This is a genomic window from Clostridium sp. 'White wine YQ', assembly GCF_028728205.1.
In the GTDB taxonomy this organism is placed as follows: Bacteria; Bacillota; Clostridia; order Clostridiales; family Clostridiaceae; genus Clostridium_T.
The window spans coordinates 231878-251046 of sequence record NZ_JAQYUU010000007.1 but is presented as its reverse complement, the minus strand read 5'-3'; the positions used below and the strand labels follow the sequence as shown (position 1 = coordinate 251046).

18 protein-coding genes are annotated in these 19169 nt (G+C 30.6%); 15 read left to right on the top strand and 3 right to left on the bottom strand.

The features are described from left to right. Nucleotides 1–333: 333 nt before the first annotated feature. Nucleotides 334–645: a thioredoxin gene (gene trxA, locus PTZ02_RS16985; protein ID WP_274228974.1), complete on the top strand. Its 312-nt coding sequence runs from the start codon at nt 334–336 to the stop codon at nt 643–645. 13 nt (nt 646–658) lie between these two features. Further along, nucleotides 659–1516: an NAD(P)/FAD-dependent oxidoreductase gene (locus PTZ02_RS16980; RefSeq protein ID WP_274228973.1), complete on the top strand. Its 858-nt coding sequence runs from the start codon at nt 659–661 to the stop codon at nt 1514–1516. Between the two features lie 114 nt (nt 1517–1630). On the opposite strand, the gene PTZ02_RS16975 is transcribed toward PTZ02_RS16980, so the two are convergent. Continuing rightward, nucleotides 1631–2233, bottom strand: a complete 603-nt coding sequence (locus PTZ02_RS16975) for a cell wall hydrolase (RefSeq protein ID WP_274228972.1) — start codon at nt 2231–2233, stop codon at nt 1631–1633. Nucleotides 2234–2302: 69 nt separating this feature from the next. Further along, entirely contained in the window at nt 2303–3241 is a 939-nt protein-coding gene (locus PTZ02_RS16970; protein ID WP_274228971.1) for a hypothetical protein, read from the bottom strand. Between the two features lie 158 nt (nt 3242–3399). On the opposite strand from PTZ02_RS16970, the gene cdaA reads away from it, so the two are divergent. The 13 genes from cdaA (at nt 3400) to PTZ02_RS16905 (ending at nt 18015) form a co-directional block, all read left to right on the top strand. Next, complete coding sequence (gene cdaA / locus PTZ02_RS16965) at nt 3400–4257, top strand: diadenylate cyclase CdaA (RefSeq protein WP_274228970.1); 858 nt, start codon at nt 3400–3402, stop codon at nt 4255–4257. Continuing rightward, on the top strand, nt 4224–5432 hold the full coding sequence (locus tag PTZ02_RS16960; protein WP_274228969.1) for a CdaR family protein: 1209 nt from the start codon (nt 4224–4226) through the stop codon (nt 5430–5432). The genes cdaA and PTZ02_RS16960 overlap by 34 nt, the downstream gene beginning before the upstream one ends. A gap of 128 nt (nt 5433–5560) precedes the next feature. Continuing rightward, nucleotides 5561–7159 carry an NAD(P)/FAD-dependent oxidoreductase gene (locus PTZ02_RS16955; RefSeq protein ID WP_274228968.1) on the top strand — a complete coding sequence of 533 codons (1599 nt, stop codon included), beginning with the start codon at nt 5561–5563 and terminating at the stop codon, nt 7157–7159. Between the two features lie 260 nt (nt 7160–7419). Then, complete coding sequence (gene ptb / locus PTZ02_RS16950) at nt 7420–8325, top strand: phosphate butyryltransferase (protein ID WP_274228967.1); 906 nt, start codon at nt 7420–7422, stop codon at nt 8323–8325. A gap of 21 nt (nt 8326–8346) precedes the next feature. Continuing rightward, a complete protein-coding gene (buk, locus tag PTZ02_RS16945) occupies nt 8347–9414 on the top strand; it encodes a butyrate kinase (RefSeq protein ID WP_274228966.1) in 1068 nt (355 codons plus the stop codon). 199 nt (nt 9415–9613) lie between these two features. Further along, entirely contained in the window at nt 9614–10525 is a 912-nt protein-coding gene (locus PTZ02_RS16940; RefSeq protein WP_274228965.1) for an ABC transporter ATP-binding protein, read from the top strand. Beyond that, the gene (locus tag PTZ02_RS16935; protein ID WP_274228964.1) at nt 10525–11754 is read left to right on the top strand and encodes an ABC transporter permease subunit; all 1230 of its coding nucleotides are present in this window, start codon (nt 10525–10527) and stop codon (nt 11752–11754) included. The genes PTZ02_RS16940 and PTZ02_RS16935 overlap by 1 nt, the downstream gene beginning before the upstream one ends. A gap of 104 nt (nt 11755–11858) precedes the next feature. Next, the gene (locus PTZ02_RS16930; RefSeq protein WP_274228963.1) at nt 11859–13640 is read left to right on the top strand and encodes a M3 family oligoendopeptidase; all 1782 of its coding nucleotides are present in this window, start codon (nt 11859–11861) and stop codon (nt 13638–13640) included. Nucleotides 13641–13801: 161 nt separating this feature from the next. Then, entirely contained in the window at nt 13802–14635 is an 834-nt protein-coding gene (locus PTZ02_RS16925) for an AIM24 family protein (protein WP_274228962.1), read from the top strand. A 30-nt stretch (nt 14636–14665) separates the two neighbouring features. After that, complete coding sequence (locus PTZ02_RS16920) at nt 14666–14791, top strand: hypothetical protein (protein WP_274228961.1); 126 nt, start codon at nt 14666–14668, stop codon at nt 14789–14791. 190 nt (nt 14792–14981) lie between these two features. Next, nucleotides 14982–16331: a phosphoglucosamine mutase gene (glmM, locus tag PTZ02_RS16915; protein WP_274228960.1), complete on the top strand. Its 1350-nt coding sequence runs from the start codon at nt 14982–14984 to the stop codon at nt 16329–16331. A gap of 232 nt (nt 16332–16563) precedes the next feature. Next, complete coding sequence (locus PTZ02_RS16910; protein WP_274228959.1) at nt 16564–17823, top strand: metallophosphoesterase; 1260 nt, start codon at nt 16564–16566, stop codon at nt 17821–17823. A gap of 57 nt (nt 17824–17880) precedes the next feature. Beyond that, nucleotides 17881–18015 carry a clostri-philic family protein gene (locus tag PTZ02_RS16905; protein ID WP_274228958.1) on the top strand — a complete coding sequence of 45 codons (135 nt, stop codon included), beginning with the start codon at nt 17881–17883 and terminating at the stop codon, nt 18013–18015. Between the two features lie 44 nt (nt 18016–18059). Here PTZ02_RS16905 and PTZ02_RS16900 read toward each other — a convergent pair whose 3' ends face one another. After that, complete coding sequence (locus PTZ02_RS16900) at nt 18060–19163, bottom strand: GerAB/ArcD/ProY family transporter (protein WP_274228957.1); 1104 nt, start codon at nt 19161–19163, stop codon at nt 18060–18062. Nucleotides 19164–19169 lie beyond the last annotated feature (6 nt).

The following is a 19169-nucleotide window of genomic DNA, read 5'->3' as shown; positions in this document are numbered from 1 at the left end:
GAATATAGTAACAATGTTTGCAAAAGGTAAGAAATTGAAAGAAAACGGAAAGATATTGGTTAAAGGAACATTTGAAGGATTTTAATATAGGGTTTTCTATAGGAAACTTAATTTATTCATACATAAATAAGTTATTAGTTGAACTTAAAACCCTATATAATGCATTAAAGAATTTACATGTCACTGTTAAGCTCTTAGACGTTTCAACTAAGAGTTGGACCATGAGATGTAATATGATTTTTGCATTATATTTTGTGTTGACAAATTTTATAAGGAAACATATAATTAATTAAAACGACATACCCTTAGGGGGTATAATATGGAGGTATAGAAATGATTCACTTAGAAGAAAAAGATTTTGATAATGAAGTAAGAAACTATGATGGAGTAGTATTGATTGATTTTTGGGCTACTTGGTGTGCACCATGTAAGATGATTGCACCTATAGTAGAAGCACTTTCAAAAGAAATTACAGAAGTTAAATTTGTTAAGGTTGATGTGGATAAAAATCCTGCTATTGCAAATGAATTTAAAATAGCATCAATTCCAACCCTAAAGATATTTAAAGCAGGTGAAGTTGTAGATACATTAGTAGGATTTAGACCAAAGGAAGAAATAGAAGCATTAATTAAAAAGCATTTATAATTAGAGGTGTAGTATGAGTGAAAGGTATGATATTGCTATTATAGGCTCAGGACCAGCTGGCTTATCAGCTGCAATAAATGCAAAAATACGTAATAAAAAATATATTATTTTTGGTAATAAGGAATTAAGTACTAAATTAATAAAGGCACCAAAGGTAAATAATTACTTAGGCTTACCTGGAGTAAAAGGTGTTGATCTAAAGGATGCATTTCAGAAACATATTGATGAAATGGGAATAGAAATTACTTATGAAAGAGTTAATAATGTATATGCCATGGGGGAATATTATTCACTTATGGTAAATGATAAAATATATGAAGCAACAACAGTAATTTTATCTACTGGGGTTGAATTTTCAAGACCTATTGAAGGAGAAGAGGCTTTTTTAGGAAAAGGTGTTGGATACTGTGCAACTTGTGATGCTCCTTTATATAGAGGGAAAGATGTTGCAATAATAGGGTATAATACAGAAGGTGAAGAAGAGGCTAACTATGTATCAGAATTAGCTTCTAAAGTATATTATATTCCCATGTATAAGGGAGAATTTAATATAAATTCATCAATAGAAGTTATTGAAGATATCCCTGAAAAAGTTATTGGAGATGGAGCTGTTACAAAACTTCAATTAAAGAAATCAGAAGTATCTGTTGATGGGATATTCTTTTTAAGAGATTCTATTTCACCAGCCCAATTAGTTCCAGGACTCAAAATTGAAAATGATCATATTTATGTAGATAGAACTATGAGCACTAATTTAAAAGGATGTTTTGCAGCAGGCGACTGTGTTGGTAAGCCTTATCAATATATAAAGGCTGCAGGAGAAGGTTTGATAGCTGCTTTAAGTGCAGTTTCTTATTTAGATAAGAGATAGGGTTTTCGATAGGAAACTTAACTTATACATTCATAAATAAGTTAATAGTTGAACTTAAAACCCTATGAAATAAGAATAGAGGTGAAAAAGTATAATGCTTTTTCACCTCTATTCTTAAATGCGAAAGAAGACATGATTTCCTATATTTTTTACTTTTTTCTTTTCTACATTTTTCATCCAATTACTTGTTGAAATAACTGGATTGTAGAAGAACAAGGCATCATTTGTAGGGTCTACTCCTCTTATTGCTTCATAAACAGCAGTATACGAATCTTGATCAGGTTTAACATTGATCGTACCGCCTTTTACACAAGAGAAGGCATTTTTTTGTTTTATGACTCCTTCAATGGTTCTAGGAAACTTTGGATTAGTTACTCTGTTAAGAATAACTGAGGCTACAGCAATTTTACCTTCTAAGGGTTCTCCTTTAGATTCTGCATAAACTACCATAGCCATCAAATCAATATCTTCTTTTGTAATGTACAGAGTTTTACTATTATAAGAAAAAACCTCAACAACTTCTTCTTTTTCCTTATATAAGTCTTTAGCTTCGTTATTATTAACTGCTAATATTCTGCTCTCCCCAAGTAAGATGTCTTTTTTTATAGGGATTGCGCTTTGTGTATCAGTTATACTTTCCATTGCACATACCCTAATTCCGCTTAAATAAAAGAAAAAGGTTAAAAAGAAGAATGAAAATAAATATAATTTTTTCATGTTTCTCCTCCTTATGGATAAACCCTGTTCGAAAATAGTTTAACCAATTTTAAGTGGATAATACATTTTTTATTTAATAATATTAGAATATTTTTCTTTATAAGTATTTAATGAGGAGATTAGGTCTTGTCTTTTAGAGAAAGCATTGTCATAAATCTCATCAATATTTTTATCATATGAAGGAGAAGAAGATTCACTTACAATAGTTTCACGCATAGAGTTTAAGTATATCGAACAAAGGTTAATTATAGATTGAAAATCCTCATAACTAGAATATAAGGATTGAGGGACAGATAATGTGGAGCAATCTTTTTGTAACTCTTCTAAGGTTGCTTGTTTTTTGTATATATCATTTAGAATATTATCTAAGGAACCCTTAGTATCATAGCAATGAGTTAATGCTGGCTTTAGATCTTGAGTTAATAAATTTGCGCTTGCATAAAACTTATTAAGAGCATAATTATAGTCACTTTGTATAAGTTTTGTAATATCGGAGTTTAATAAATCTTTTGATGTGTCTAATAGATTAGTTAACAGTTGGTTATTAAATTCATAAAAATTATTAAAACCTGAAAGTTTAGAAACTATACTTTGATGTGAATCATAAAAATCTTTTATATCCTCGAGGTTTTTTATTGAAGTAGTAAGGTCCTTAATATATTCCGGTGAAGAATTTGATTTATCTTTAAGAAGACTAAAGTTAGAATAAAAATTTTTGTAAAGCTCTAAAAGAGGTAAATAATCTGCATATTTACCAGATAAGATGCCAGACTTTTTGTAAGCTTCATTTAATTTTAGAGCAGATGTTTCTCCAATAGTGTAAGAGGAATTAAAATCGTATTTTTCTTCTTTTAAAAGAGTATCATATGATGTGTTTATAGCAGTAATTGTATTTAATAGCTTGGACATTTTATTTCGGGATATAAAGTAATTTGCTATAACGAAGGATATAAGTATTAAGGTTATGGCTATAATAATTAGATAACAAAAGTTCTTTTTTAGTTTCATTGATGCCTCCACATAAAAAATATTATATTTTAATATTATGTTAATTTGGAAAAATTAATTCTAATTTATAAATAATTTCCTTAGACTTATATATTAAGAATCTGCAAATTGGTGTATAATCTAAGATAGAGAGTCTATATTGTAAGGGGTGAGATGAGGTGCAAGATTTCTTGAATTTAACTGTAAATACGATTAAAAATATATCTATATGGTCTGTTTTGGATATTTTAGTTGTTGCTTTTATATTTTATAAAGGATATATGCTTATTAAAGAAACTAGAGCTGAGCAACTATTAAAAGGAATTATATTGATTGTTGCACTTATTCCAATTAGCTACGTATTGAGATTAAATATGCTCTACGTAATTCTTAGTAAAACAATAACAATTGGAGTATTAACAATAGTAATTATATTTCAGCCAGAGATAAGAAGAGCACTAGAGCATTTAGGTAGAACCGCTTTTGATGATATTCATCCCATTCAAGATAAAGAAGAACTAGGAAAAGTAATTAATGAGATAGTTAATGCAATAGAATCTCTATCAAAATCTAAAACAGGAGCATTAATAGCAATTGAGCAGAGCACTGGATTAGGAGAAGTTATACAAACGGGAACAAAAATAGATGGGATAGTTTCTTCAGCCATATTAGAAAATATTTTTGTAGTAAACACACCATTACATGATGGGGCAACAATTATTAGAGAAAATAGAATAATAGCATCTGGGTGTGTGCTCCCCTTAACAGGAAATGGGGAAATAAACAAGAAGCTTGGAACAAGGCATAGAGCTGGAATAGGAATTTCAGAGGTATCTGATGCAATAATAGTTATTGTATCAGAAGAAACAGGTACGATTTCCTTAGCTATAAATGGCAGGTTAACAAGAAATTACGATAAAGAGAAACTAAGAACTGTTCTAACGAAAGTAATTGAAAGTAAGCAAAATAGAAGGGTTAAAACTGCTGGGGAAAGGGTGAAAGCATGGATCAAAAAGTTAGCAAAAAACAACAAATAATAATACAAATAATTTGTGTAATACTTTCTTTTGGTTTATGGCTATACATATCAAATGTTGAAAGTCCCGTTAGAACATATACCCTTGAAAAGGTGCCAGTAGAAATCTTAAATGAAGGAACACTTAAAAATTCAGGATTAGTACTAGAACCAAATCAGAAAGTATATGTTGATTTAAAGTTAGAAGGCCCTTCATCAGAGGTTTATTCAGTAAAAAAGGAGCAGTTTAAGATTACTGCAGATCTAGAATCATATGCACTAAAGAAAGGACAAAATAATGTGCCTGTTGAGATAGTAGATTATCCTTCAAACATAAATATAAAAAATGACGGATTTTTGAGAGTTACTATAGTAATAGATCAATTAGAAACCAAAACCATATCAGTTAAAAATGAATTGAATATTTCTACCAGAAAAGAATATTATGCAGGCGAACCAACCTTATCAGTCAATAAAGGGACAATTTCAGGACCATCAAAATATGTGAATTCTGTAGCAAGTCTTGTGGCTAAAGGAGACTTCTTAAATTTAGATAAGGATTTTTCAACCTCTGTAAAGTTAGTCCCAGTGGATAGTAGTAATAATAAAGTAGAAAATATAAATATAGAGCCAGCTAATATCGATGTAACAATACCGGTTAGACAGTTAAAACCAATAAAGGTTAATGTCATAACTACGGGTAATCTTCCAAGTGGACTATCATTAAAATCAATATTATCTGAAGATGAATATATCGAACTTCAGGGAAATGCAAGGGTCATAGATAATATTGCTTCTATAGATACTGAAGCAATTGACTTATCGAAGATAACTTCAAGTGGAAGTGTTAAGGTTAATTTGAAGTTCCCTGATGGAGTTACTTCTCAAACTAAAGAAGTTAATGTTGATATTCAGTTAGAAAAAATAATAAGTAAAGATATCTTGGTACCAGTTACGGTGAAATCATTAGGAGATGGATTAGCATCTTCTTTGAATAAAACACAAGTAAAGGTAACAATAAGTGGTTTAGAAAGCAATGTAAATAAATATACACCTGATATGTTTAAAGGAGAAATAGATTTATCAAATTTGGCAGAAGGAACTTATGACCTGACACCTAAGATTACGGCAGGTAATTCGAACAATATCACAATTTCACCACAAGAAAAAGTTACAGTTGTTATTACGAAAAAGTAGAATTTTTATAAAGTAAAAGGAAGAAGTTATAGTTATAATGAAACATATAATTTCTTCCTTAAAATTTACTCAAAACTTTTTTTATGTTAAAATAACCTTTATGTCTATATAGATTATTAGGAGGACTTATGGCGATTAGAATAAATAATTTAACATTAAATATAGAAGAGGATAATTCATCCTTGTCAAAAAAAATTGCAAAGAAGTTGGGAATAGGGGTAAAAAACTTACCTGAAATTAGAATAATAAAAGAATCAATAGATGCTAGAAAAAAAGATAGTATAAAGATAAATTATTGTGTTGAAGTTTCTATGGAAAATGAGGAACAATTAGTTAAGAAGATAAATGATAAAGATGTAAAAATAGAAGATGATGTATATGAAGAAGAATTTAACTTAGGAACTAAAAAATTAAATACTAGACCAGTAGTAATTGGTATGGGTCCTGCGGGATTATTTGCAGCTCTTTTACTAGCTAGAAAAGGATATAGACCAATAGTTTTTGAAAGAGGGGAAGAAATAGATAATAGAAGTAAGACAGTGGATTTATTTTGGGCAGATGGGACTCTAAAAGAAAGTTCAAATGTACAATTTGGAGAAGGTGGAGCAGGGACATTTTCTGATGGTAAGCTAACTACTAGAATAAAAGATGCTAGATGCAGCTATGTACTTAAAGCGTTAGTTAAAGGTGGAGCACCAGAAGAAATAATATATAAGGCTAAGCCTCATGTTGGTACAGATATATTAAAAGAGGTTGTGAAAAATATAAGGGAAGAGATAAAGGCTCTAGGTGGAGAGGTGAACTTTAATTCTACCTTGAATAATATAACTATGGAAAATGGAAAAATAAAAGAGATACAAGTAGATGAAATGAAAATTCCATGTGAAACTCTTATTTTAGCAATTGGGCACAGTTCAAGGGATACATATGAAATGTTAAATAGAAGTGGTATACATATGGAACAAAAACCATTTGCTATAGGAGTTAGAGTAGAACATCCACAGGAGCTAATTGATAAAAATCAGTATGGAAAATATGCAGGACATCCAAAACTACATGCAGCAGAATATAGACTTTCGCATACATCTAAAGAAACTGGAAGAGGGGTTTATTCATTTTGTATGTGTCCTGGTGGATTAGTAGTAGCAACAGCTTCAGAAGAGGGAAGACTAGTTACAAATGGTATGAGCTATCATGCAAGAGATAAGCAAAATGCTAATTCAGCAATAGTAGTTACTGTAGCACCAGAAGATTTCCAAAGCAAATCTCCTTTGGCGGGTATAGAGTTTCAAAGAAAATATGAGGAACTAGCCTATAAAGCTGGTGGAGGAAACTTTATAGCACCAGTACAATTAATAGGAGATTTTTTAAAGGATACAAAATCACAAAGAATTGGCAGCGTTGAGCCAAGTTATAAACCAGGTTATGAACTATCAGATATGAGAAAATGTTTGCCTGAATTTGTTATAAGTTCACTTAAAGAAGGGCTAGTTGCATTTGACAGAAAGATAAATGGTTTTGCAGAAGAAAATGCGATAATGACTGGAATTGAAACAAGAACATCTGCGCCAGTTAGAATTCCTAGAAATGAAAAGCTTCAAAGCATATCCTTGGAAGGGTTATATCCAGCGGGAGAAGGTGCGGGCTATGCAGGAGGAATTATATCAGCGGCAGTAGATGGGTTAAAGGTAGCCGAGAACTTAATAAAAGAATATTCGCCATGTTAAATGTGCAATTCATAGTATAGCTTCTAAAAATTTAGAAGCTTATACTATGTAAAATGATTTTCGCATTATACTATGTTAATAAATTATATATAATTTAAATTTTCTGAAAAATAATGTTTTATGATTTTTTTCTGATAAAATAGTAATTGGATATTTCTGAAATGCATTGTTATAAAATTAACAATTTATTTCAGAAAATATACCTTAAATAACTAAAGACGTAAGAAAAGTATTTAAAATAAATAAAAGAGGTGTAATAAATGAGCAAGAATTTTGACGATTTATTATCAAAGTTACAAAGTGTAAAAACAAAAAAAGTTGCAGTTGCGGTTGCACAAGACGAACCTGTGCTTGAAGCTATTAAAGAAGCAAAAGATCAAGGCTTTGCAGATGCTATTTTAGTAGGGAATAAAGTTGAGATTGAACAAATAGCTAAAAAGATAGACATGGATTTAACTAAGTTTGAAATTATTCATGAAGCAGATGTTAAAAAAGCAGCTTTATTTGCTGTTCAATTAGTATCAAGTGGAAAAGCTGATATGGTAATGAAAGGTTTAGTTGATACAGCTACATTTTTAAGAAGTGTTTTAAACAAAGAAGTTGGATTAAGAACTGGAAAATTAATGTCTCACGTAGCAGTTTTTGAAGTTGATAAATTAGATAGATTACTATTCTTAACTGATGCAGCATTTAATACTTACCCAGATCTTAAAGCTAAAGTTGATATAGTAAATAACTCAGTTAAGGTTGCTAGAGCATGCGGAATCAAACTTCCAAAGGTAGCTCCTATATGTGCAGTTGAGGTGGTAAACCCAGATATGCCAGCTACTGTGGATGCAGCACTATTATCTAAGATGTCAGAAAGAGGACAAATTAAGGGATGTGTAATTGATGGACCTCTAGCGTTTGACAATGCTTTATCAGAAGAAGCAGCTCATCATAAAAATGTTACTGGTGAAGTTGCAGGGAAAGCTGATATATTCTTATTACCAAACATAGAAACAGCAAATGTAATGTATAAATGTTTAACATATCTTTCTCATTCAAGAAACGGAGGATGCTTAGTAGGAACTTCAGCTCCAGTTATATTAACTTCTAGAGCAGATTCTGTTGAAACTAAAGTTAATTCAATAGCACTTGCAGCACTAGTTGCAGAAAGTAAATAATAATTTAAGGAGGATTATAAAATGGCTTACAAACTATTAATCATTAATCCAGGCTCTACATCTACCAAAATAGGTGTTTATGAGGATGAAAAGGAATTATTTGAAGAAACATTAAGACACTCAGCAGAAGAAATAGGTAAATATGCATCAATCTTTGAACAAAAGGATTTTAGAAAAGAAGTAATTCTTAAAGTTTTAGCGGATAAAAACTTTGATATTAAATCTCTAAGTGCAGTAGTAGGCAGAGGTGGAATGCTAAAACCTATACCAGGTGGTACTTATAATGTAAATGAAGCTTTACTAGCAGATTTAAAGGTAGCAGCATATGGTCAACATGCTTCAAATCTTGGAGCTATATTGGCTAATGAAATAGCTAAAGAAATAGGAGTAAATGCATTTATAGTTGATCCAGTTGTTGTTGATGAATTAATAGATGTAGCTAGATTATCAGGAGTACCTGAACTTCCAAGAAAATCAATATTCCATGCATTAAACCAAAAAGCTGTAGCAAAAAGATATGCTAAAGAACATAATAAAAAATATGAAGATGTTAACTTAGTTGTTGTTCATATGGGTGGAGGAGTATCTGTAGGAGCTCATAAAGCTGGTAGAATTATTGATGTAAATAATACTTTAGATGGAGAAGGTCCATTTTCTCCAGAAAGAGCAGGATCAACTCCTGCTGGAGACTTAATTAAATTATGCTTTAGTGGAAAATACACTGAAGATGAACTTTATAAAAAAATAGTTGGTAAAGGTGGATATGTAGCTTACCTAAATACTAACGATGCTAGAGATGTTTCGAAGTTAGTTCATGAAGGAAATGAAGAAGCAAAGTTAGTTTATGGAGCATTTATTCATCAAGTTACAAAAGCTATTGGAGAATATTCAGTAGTGTTAGAAGGTAAAATAGATGCTATAATTCTTACTGGCGGTATCGCATATGGTAAGGAAGTTACTGAAGCTATAGAAAAGAAAGTTAGCTGGATTGCACCAGTTGTAGTATATCCAGGAGAAGATGAGCTTTTAGCTTTAGCACAAGGTGCTATAAGAGTTCTTAGCGGAGAAGAAACAGCTAAAGAATATTAAAATAGAATTATTATATATTTAAAATAGTAGAAATCCTTTGATTTCTACTATTTTTTTTTTTTTTTTTTTCTAAAATATTTCATTTTTATGAAGGACTCTTAGGATTTTTATACTTTTATTTTAAGAAAAACTTAAGGGATTGTTAATTTAATAATTAGAATTAATTGGTAACATAAGTTAGGTGAGGGGAGGAAGATGAATGAAAGTATTAGAAGTAAAAAATGTAAAAAAGAAACTAGGTAAGAAAGAAATCATAAAGGGTATTTCTTTTTCAGTAGAAGAAGGAGAGATATTCGGATTTCTAGGACCAAATGGTGCAGGTAAAACCACAACTATAAGAATGCTTGTAGGACTTATTGCCCCTAATGAGGGAACTATACAAATCTTAGGGCATGATATACAAAAAGATAGAGAAAAAGCATTAGCTAATTTAGGTGCTGTAGTTGAAAATCCGGAACTTTATGGATATCTTTCTGGAAGAGAAAACCTTATGCAAATTGCGAGAATAAGAAAAGTACCTAAAGAAGATGTTGAGGAAATAATTAAACTTATAGGTTTAGAAAATAGAATAGGTGATAAGGTTAAGAAATATTCTTTAGGTATGAAACAGAGACTAGGGTTAGGAGCTGCATTACTTGGAAATCCAAAGCTTATGATATTAGATGAACCTACAAATGGACTAGATCCATCAGGAATATTAGATTTTAGAGAAATTGTAAAGAAGGCAGCAAAAGAAAGAGGAATGTCTGTATTTGTTTCTTCACATATATTAAGTGAAGTACAACATTTGTGTGACAGAGTTGCATTTATAAATGGTGGAGAAATTAAGTCAGTTGAGAAGGTAAATGAAGATGGAGTAGCGACCCAAAAAGATACTATGGTTGTTGTTACTACTGATGATGATAAGGCTGTTAAGGTTATCAAGGAGTTAGAAGTTATTCATAGTGTTAATATATATGATGGAGAAGTTGTAGTTTCCATAGACAAAGGTAGTTCCCCTAAGTTAATACAAGAATTGGTAGCTAAAGATATAGAAATTATAGAGATTTATAGAAAACACAAAGGGCTAGAACAGAGATATATGGAACTTGTGGAAGGAGGGGTAAGGTAATGTTATTTACATTAACTAAAAATGAATTAAGAAAGATATTCGGTAGAGGAAAAACCTATGTAGTCTCAATATTATTTGTAGCCTTTGTAGCACTATTGTTTATAGGGAATAACATAAGTGAAAATAGAGCAAAAAAGGCAAATTCACCTGAAGGAAGAGTAGCGACATTAAAGGAAAATATAAGCTGGTTGAATCAAGATATGAAGCAGCTTGAAGCAAAATCAGCTTCTGATAGCAGCGTTGAAGCTAAGAAGAATGATCTCAAGTTAAGCATAGATAGGGCTCAAGCAGCACTAGATAAATTAGAAAAACAAATAAAAGAAGGTACTGTTACAGACGATTGGAAAGCAAATCTAGACCAAGAAATAACTAGTTTAAAGCAACAAATAAATGATGAAACACAACCTGATAGGTATAAGAGTCAACTTAAAACAAGATTAGATGAATTAAATTATTATAAGACTAATGATTTAAAACCTATAGAGTCATGGCAGATTAAAGGGTACAATTTCATTGAGCAAATAATACAAATTTTAGGAATGGTATTCTTAGCAGTAGGTATTGCAATATTTATGAGTGATATGGTATCAGGAGAATTTACACCTCCAACTATGAAATTTTTAATTATACAACCAGTTTCAAGAGGAAAGGTATTATTATCAAAGTTTATAGCAGTAGTTATAAGTTGTGTAAGTCTAATATTATCAATTGAAGTAGTGGCGTTCTTATTAATAGGGTTAACTAAGGGATTTGGATATGCAAAAATGCCAATTATGTTTAATGCTAAATATGCATTTGATATGAGTAAGGCTCAAGAAGGAGGAGGACATCAGTTAGTTCAAGTTGCAGGTACTGGTGAAATGATACCACAGTGGAATTTCACAATTAGAATGTTTCTTGTACAGATTTTATTTATAGTTGCATGCTGTGCATTTGTATTTTTGATTTCATCACTATTTAAAACTAGTATGATTTCTATGGCAGTTACTACATCATTATTTACATTGGTACAAATATTATCTCAAGTTCTATCTCCAGTTAAAAAGATTGCTAATTTCCTATTTACATCTTATGGAGATGCAGGTGGACTTTTAAGTGGGTATATGGCAGTTCAGTATAATAACCCCAACATGACGTTAGCTTTTGGGATTGCAGTAATGATAATAACAACTATAGTATTTTATATAATATCTCATGTAGTATTCACTAAGAGAGATATATTAATATAACAAGTTACTCATATATTCCTCTATTAATGGATAAACTTATGATATAATTTAAGTAAATATTTAGCTATTAAGTTAAATTCTTATAAGGTTGTAGGAGGGATAATATGAGCTTGAATTGGAGTTTAAAAGAATTATACGAATCTTTTGAAAGTCATGAGTTTAGAGAAGATTTAAGAAATACAAGTAGTTTAATTGATGAATATAATACTTGGGCGGACAAGGTAACAAGTAATTATGAAGATTTATTAAAAAAGATAGAAGATTATATAGAAAAAACTAGTGAATTAAAGAACTATTTCTTTAAACTTGGATCCTTTATCGAACTTTCATTAAGTGTAAATACTAAGAATTCAGAAGCGTTAAAAGCATCTGATATATTAAATCAAAATGTAAGTAATATGGCGGAAGCAAATGCAAAATTAGATAAATGGCTTGGAGGAATAAAACATATTGATAAGTTAATTTCTTCATCTAAAATTCTTAAGGAACATGAGTTTTTCTTAAGGGAAAAGATTGAAATGAACAAATATGTTTTAAGTGATAAAGAAGAAGGGGTTATAGCTAAAATGCAGAATACTGGTTCTACTGCTTGGCTTAAACTTAAAGATTCATTGATTTCAAATCTTCAGGTAGAAATAGAGATGGATGGAGAAATTAAAAAACTACCATTAACTGTTGTACTTACAATGGCTTATGACAAAGATAAGGAAATAAGGAAAAAAGCATATGAGGCTGAAATTAAATCCTATAAAAAAGTGGAAGATGGAGTGGCAGCTGCTTTAAATGCTATCAAAGGAGAAGCACTTACTATAAGTGATATGAGGGGATATAAATCTCCTTTAGAGATGACACTTATAAATTCTAGGATGGAAGAAAAAACTCTAAATGCAATGATGACAGCAATGAAAGAATATCTTCCTAGTTTTAGAAAATATTTAAGAAAAAAAGCTGAGATATTAGGATATAAAAATGGCCTTCCTTTTTACGAATTGTATGCTCCAGTATCTGAGGGGGACATGGAATTTGATTGTGAAAGAGGAAAAGCTTTTGTAGAAGATAATTTTAGAACATTCAGTAAACATCTTGGAGATTTTGCAAGAAGGGCCTATGAAAATGAATGGATAGATTTTATGCCAAAGGAAGGGAAAGTAGGGGGAGGTTTCTGTGAAAATCTTCACTTCATTGGAGAAAGCAGAATACTTTTAAACTATGGAAATTCTTTTAATGATGTTGTAACACTTGCTCATGAACTTGGACATGGATTCCATGGGGAATGCCTAAGGAAGGAAAAAGTATTAAACTCTGATTATCCAATGCCAATTGCAGAGACAGCATCAACTTTTTGTGAAACAATAGTAAAGAAAGCAGGAATTAAGAATGGAAATCCTCAAGAAGCTTTCTCAATACTTGAAACAGAAATAAGTGGATGTACTCAAGTAATAGTTGATATATATTCAAGATTCCTTTTTGAAAGCGAAGTATTTGAAAGAAGAAGAAATGGAGCATTATCTGCGGATGAAATTAAAGAGATAATGATAAAGGCACAAAAAGAAGCTTATGGGGATGGATTAGATGAAAATTATCTTCATCCATATATGTGGACTTGGAAGCCACACTATTATTATGTAGATAGTAATTTTTATAATTTCCCTTATGCATTTGGATTATTATTTGCAAAAGGATTATATGCTAAATATTTAAATAGTGGAGAAAAGTTCACAGAAGACTATGAGAAATTATTAGCTATCACTGGAAGAAATAAGCTTGAAGATGTGGCTAAGGTTATGGAAATAGATATAACAAACGTAGATTTTTGGAGAAGCTCTCTCAAGACAATAGAAGAAGATATAGAAGAGTTCATAGAACTAAGTAAAAGTATAAAATAATGGTTTAAAGGTATAGTGGGAGCTGATTTTGGAGGACAACTCAAAGTTAGCTCTCATTAATAATGTTTTTATAAAAAATTAAAATTATCAGGTAGTATTATTAGTTGTGAAATTTTGTTAAAGGTTGTAAAATAATATTATCAATTAAAAGAGGTGATTCAGTGAGAACTTCGCTTAATATAACCAATAAGCTTACAATGCTTAGTGAGATGAGCAATGATTCAACATTCCAAATACTTCAATATGATGCTTTAGAAGGTGGCAGTGATATAGATAATGCCATTAAGCTAAAATATATGAGAGATGCTGGAATTAAATTAAAACAGGTTAGAATTATTTTAGATGAGAGCTCAGTTAATATAGGTCCAGGAACCTTGAGTTATATGAAAGGTGACATAACTATTAGTAATAAAGTAGGCGGTGTAGTTGGATTAGGCAAAAAGTTATTTGCAAGTAAAGTTACAGGAGAACCTTTATTTAAGCCACAGTGCGAAGGTACAGGTGAAATATTTTTAGAACCTAGTTTTGGACATTTTGCACTGATAGAGCTGGAAGATGAAGAAATAATAGTTGATGATGGATTGTTTTTTGCTTGTGAAGGCAGTATTGAAGTAGGAGCAGCAAGAGTTAAGAAAATTAGTGCAATGGCTTTTGGTGAGGAAGGATACTTTCAAACTAAGCTTTCAGGAAGTGGGATTGTAGTTTTAGAGATACCTGTTCCAGAAAAAGAAATTTTTAAGTGTACTTTGATAAATGATACTTTAAAAGTGGATGGTAATTTTGCTATACTAAGAAGTGGTGAAATTGAATTTTCTGTTGAGAAAAGTACTAAATCAATAGTTGGTACAGCGGCATCAGGTGAAGGATTACTTAATGTTTATAGGGGAACAGGACAAATATGGCTTATTCCAACTAAAAATATATATAATGAGCTAAAGACAAAGGGGTTAGAGTATGAATCTAAACCTCATGGTGACATAGATACGAATGTTTAAAGCTCAAATAGTTTGTAAGGAGGAAGAAAGATGAATATCGAAGTTGTTATATCTTTAGTATTAGTAGGAGCACTACTAATAGGTGGGATTGTTATGAATATAAAAATTGAGAAGTTAGAAAAAATGAATAAGTTAGAAGAAAAAAAGAATAAGTAGAATATTAGGGGGTGGCTTTTATATGGAGCTACCCTTAATTATGGACACTTTCATAAGGTCATACATAAAGTGAAGTAGGTGGACTTTATGAAAATGTTTATATTGTAAAGTTGTATGGAAGAAATATTTTTTGTATAATTATATTTGTGAAAAATTTATTACTTAAAACGAAAGAGTGAGGTAATTTTATATGGGAAGAATGTTTGGAACAGATGGGGTAAGAGGAATAGCAAATACAGAGCTTACATCAGAGTTAGCATATAACTTAGGTAGAGCAGGGGCTTATGTATTAACAGAGGGAACTCATAAACCGAAGATTTTAGTTGCTAAAGACACTAGAATTTCAGGAGATATGTTAGAATCAGCGCTAATTGCAGGTATACTTTCTGTTGGAGCAGAAGCTATTTCATTAGGGGTTATACCAACACCAGCTGTGGCATACTTAACAAGAAAATATGGAGCAGATGCAGGGGTAATGATTTCAGCATCTCATAATCCGGTTGAATATAATGGAATTAAGTTTTTTGATGATAAAGGATATAAACTTTCTGATGAATTAGAAGATGAAATACAAAGAGTAATAGAAACAGGATTTAAGGAAGTACCTTCACCAATAGGACCTGATTTAGGAAGAAGAATAGAAGAAGTAGGTGCATTAGAAGATTATATAGAATTTGCTAAAGAAACTATTTCTGTAGATTTGAGAGGAATAAAGGTTGCACTAGATTGTGCTAATGGAGCATGTTACTCAGCTGCAGTTAAAGCTTTCAGAGATCTTGGAGCAGAGGTATATGTAATAAATGATAATCCAGATGGAACTAATATAAATGAAAAATGTGGATCAACGCATCCAGAAGAGCTAATGGATTATGTAGTTAGAAAAGGGTGTCATGTAGGGTTTGCATTTGACGGAGATGCTGATAGATGTTTAGCAGTAGATGAAACTGGTAAATTAATTGACGGCGATTTTATAATGACTTTATGTGCAAAGCATCTTAAGGAATTGGGAAGATTAAAGGATGACACTTTAGTTGTTACTGTAATGAGTAACTTAGGACTAATGCTTGCTTGTGAAAAGGAAGGAATCAAAACGTCTATAACTAAGGTTGGAGATAGATATGTTTTAGAAGAAATGATGAAAAGTGGCCATGTATTGGGAGGAGAACAATCAGGACATATTATATTCTTAGAATATAATACTACTGGAGATGGATTAGTTACTGCATTACAAGTTGCTTCAACAATTAAGAGAAGTGGAAAATCATTAAGTGAATTAGCAAGTATAATGCATCAACTACCACAGGTTTTAGTTAATGCTAAAGTTCCTAATGATAAAAAAGATATTCATGAAACAGATGAAGAAATTAAAGGTGAAATAAAGAAGATAGAGGAAGCACTTCATGGTTGCGGAAGAGTACTGATTAGACCTTCAGGTACAGAACCACTAGTTAGAGTTATGTTAGAAGGAGAAGATCAAGAAGAAATTGATAAAATGGCTAACGAATTAGCAGCATTAATATTAAAAAAAGCTAATGCTTAGTATATAATTAAAATTTAATATTACTAGATTGTAAAACCGTAATAAAATGCATTTTTGTTACGGTTTTCCTATTTAAATAAATTAGATAAGTTGATATAATTAGCTTAAAATTATACTAATGAAACAAAAATTATACCTTGAAAAACCTACCATAAATGAACTTCTGGCTATAATATTGAATATATTTCAATATATAATTTTTGGATGACTTATTTCAAAGGAGAATAAAGAAATGAATATATCATTTGCTGTAATAAGTGACATTCATCTAAAAAGTAAAACTACAAAAGATGAAAAAAAATTTAAAAAAGCTTTAGAAGTAGTAAATAGATTAAGACCTGAATTAGATGCCATGATTATTGCAGGAGACATTACTCATGGAGGGAAAAAATCAGAATATACTAAATTTAAAAATATATATAATGAATATGGAAACCCTAGTGCAGAAAAGATTTTTGTTATGGGAAATCATGATTACTGGAATGGACTGCCTATTAAAATGGCTCAAAAAAGGTTTAAGGAATTTACAGGTGGTTTAATTCATTCTCATAAGATTATAAAAGGATTCCATTTTATTTCTGTAAGCACAGAAGGAAGATGGAGAGATGGGCACTTTACTTCAAAATTATTGAAATGGGTTAAAGAAAGACTTGAGATAGCAAAAAGTGATGATCCTAAGAAACCAATATTTTTTACAGTTCACCAGCATATAAAAGATACTGTGTATGGAAGTGAAGAGTGGAGTAATAAATCATTTTACAAGGTTTTGAAAGATTATCCTCAGGTAGTAACTTTTACAGGACATTCACATCACCCTTTAAATGATCCTAGATCGATACACCAAAGAGATTTCACATCTATAGGAACTGCATCTGTTAGCTATATAGAGATGGAAAAAGGAAAGGTGAATGGAAGTATTCCACCAAGAGCTGATGAGTTTTCACAAGGATTATTAATAAATGTATCTGAAGACAATAAAGTTATAATTGAAGCCATAGATTTTGTTAATGAAAAGATTATAAATACTCCATGGGTGTTAGAAGGTATTGGAGATAAGTCTAAGTTTAAATATACCGATGATAGGTACAAACGTGGAATTAAACCATACTTTAAAGGTAAAATGGTTAAATTAAAAGAAGTTACAAGTGATTCAGTAACTATAATATTTAATCAAGGAAAGCATAAAGATTTTATTCATTCTTATAAAATTGAGGTTATTAATAAAATTACCGGTAAAATTCATAAGGAATTTTTAGCTTTTTCAGATTTTTATTTAAATAAGTCAAAGACTAAACTATCTGTTAAGTTAACAGGGCTTATGAAAAATACAAAATATAATCTTAAAATAAAGGCATTAGAATCCTTTGGAAGTGAAAGTGAAGATTATTTAACAGCTACTTTTGAGACAATGAATAAATCCAGAATTAAGACAATAACTGATAATATTATGCTTTGTATAGAATATTTATTCCCATCAGCACAAAAAAGATAAAAAAGAGAATTAAAAAAATCTCTTAAGCAAAAAATATAGCTGAAGGGAGTGATAGTTTTGGTACAAAGAAGAGAAAATAATGCATTACAAAAAGGTCAAAGAAGGCAAAAGCTGCATAATAACCAAGATAATAGAGGAAATGATAAAAAGCCTGCTGAATATGAAAATTTTAATGGTGAAGAAATTAAATAAGTATTAAATAAAAAATCTACAAGTGATAGCTACTTGTAGATTTTTTATTGCAAAAAAACTTTTCTATGTAGAAATTTTTTGATAAGAATAAAAACAAATAAAAGAATAGGAATAATATAAAATAAAGGGAACCACAAATTGTAAGGTACTATTTTAAGACCTGTTTCTAGATGCTCTGGATCACTGGAAGCCATATTAGTGCCCAGGTAAAAAACAATCAAGGAAACTGGAATAATTGTTTTATTTTTGTTCCTTGTGTAAAGTAATTTCTGCACACCTTTAATTGCACAAAATACATGAATAAATAATTTGAAAAAGGCTGTTGTTAGAAAGAACAATACATTTATAGAATCTAGATTTTCTATGAAATCACCTATGCTAATAGTTCGAATCAATCTGTATAGTGGTAATTTACTTCTAGAAAAGGTAGTTGCCCCTACAACCATAATAGCCAAAACATCAAGTAATGCAATAAAAATTCCTGAAAATAAGGTTGCAAGTAAAGTACTTTTAATTAGTTTGTTTTGATCTCTAACTTCTGGCCAAATCATTGTAAATTCAATTGTTTGGCCAAAAGTTTGAGTTATACCTAAGGGAAAAACTGAGTTCAATGTATTCTTTAGACCTTTGTCTAAGAAAGGTTTAAGATATTGAATGTGCACAGCGTCAGAAAAAAGTATTAATAAAATTTCTATCGTAGATAGCAAAAGTATGACAGGTAAAAAAATTTCACCTAAGCGTCCTATTACTTCAAGACCTCCATATAAAGCATACACTATAACAATCATGAATATTAGCTGAACTATAATGGAGGGAGTTCTAAGGAGGATTGTAGTTGGTACTAATATTTCTAAGTCCTGCAACATACGTCCACCATCATACATAAATTCTAGTACATAGATCCAAGCAATAGTGAATCCTATCCATTTCCCAAAATACTTTGGAAACCATTCAACAAGGGTCAATTCAGGATTACATTTCATTAAATAAAGATAGAGTAGGTTAATTAGTAAACCTATAAAAGCAGATATCAGAACTGAAATCCAAGCAGCTCTTCCAGCTTCTGAGGCAAAACCAAATATAATTGTACTTCCGATTTCAAATAAAACCATTAGACAAAACAATTGATAGTTAGAAATTTTTTGCATGATAAA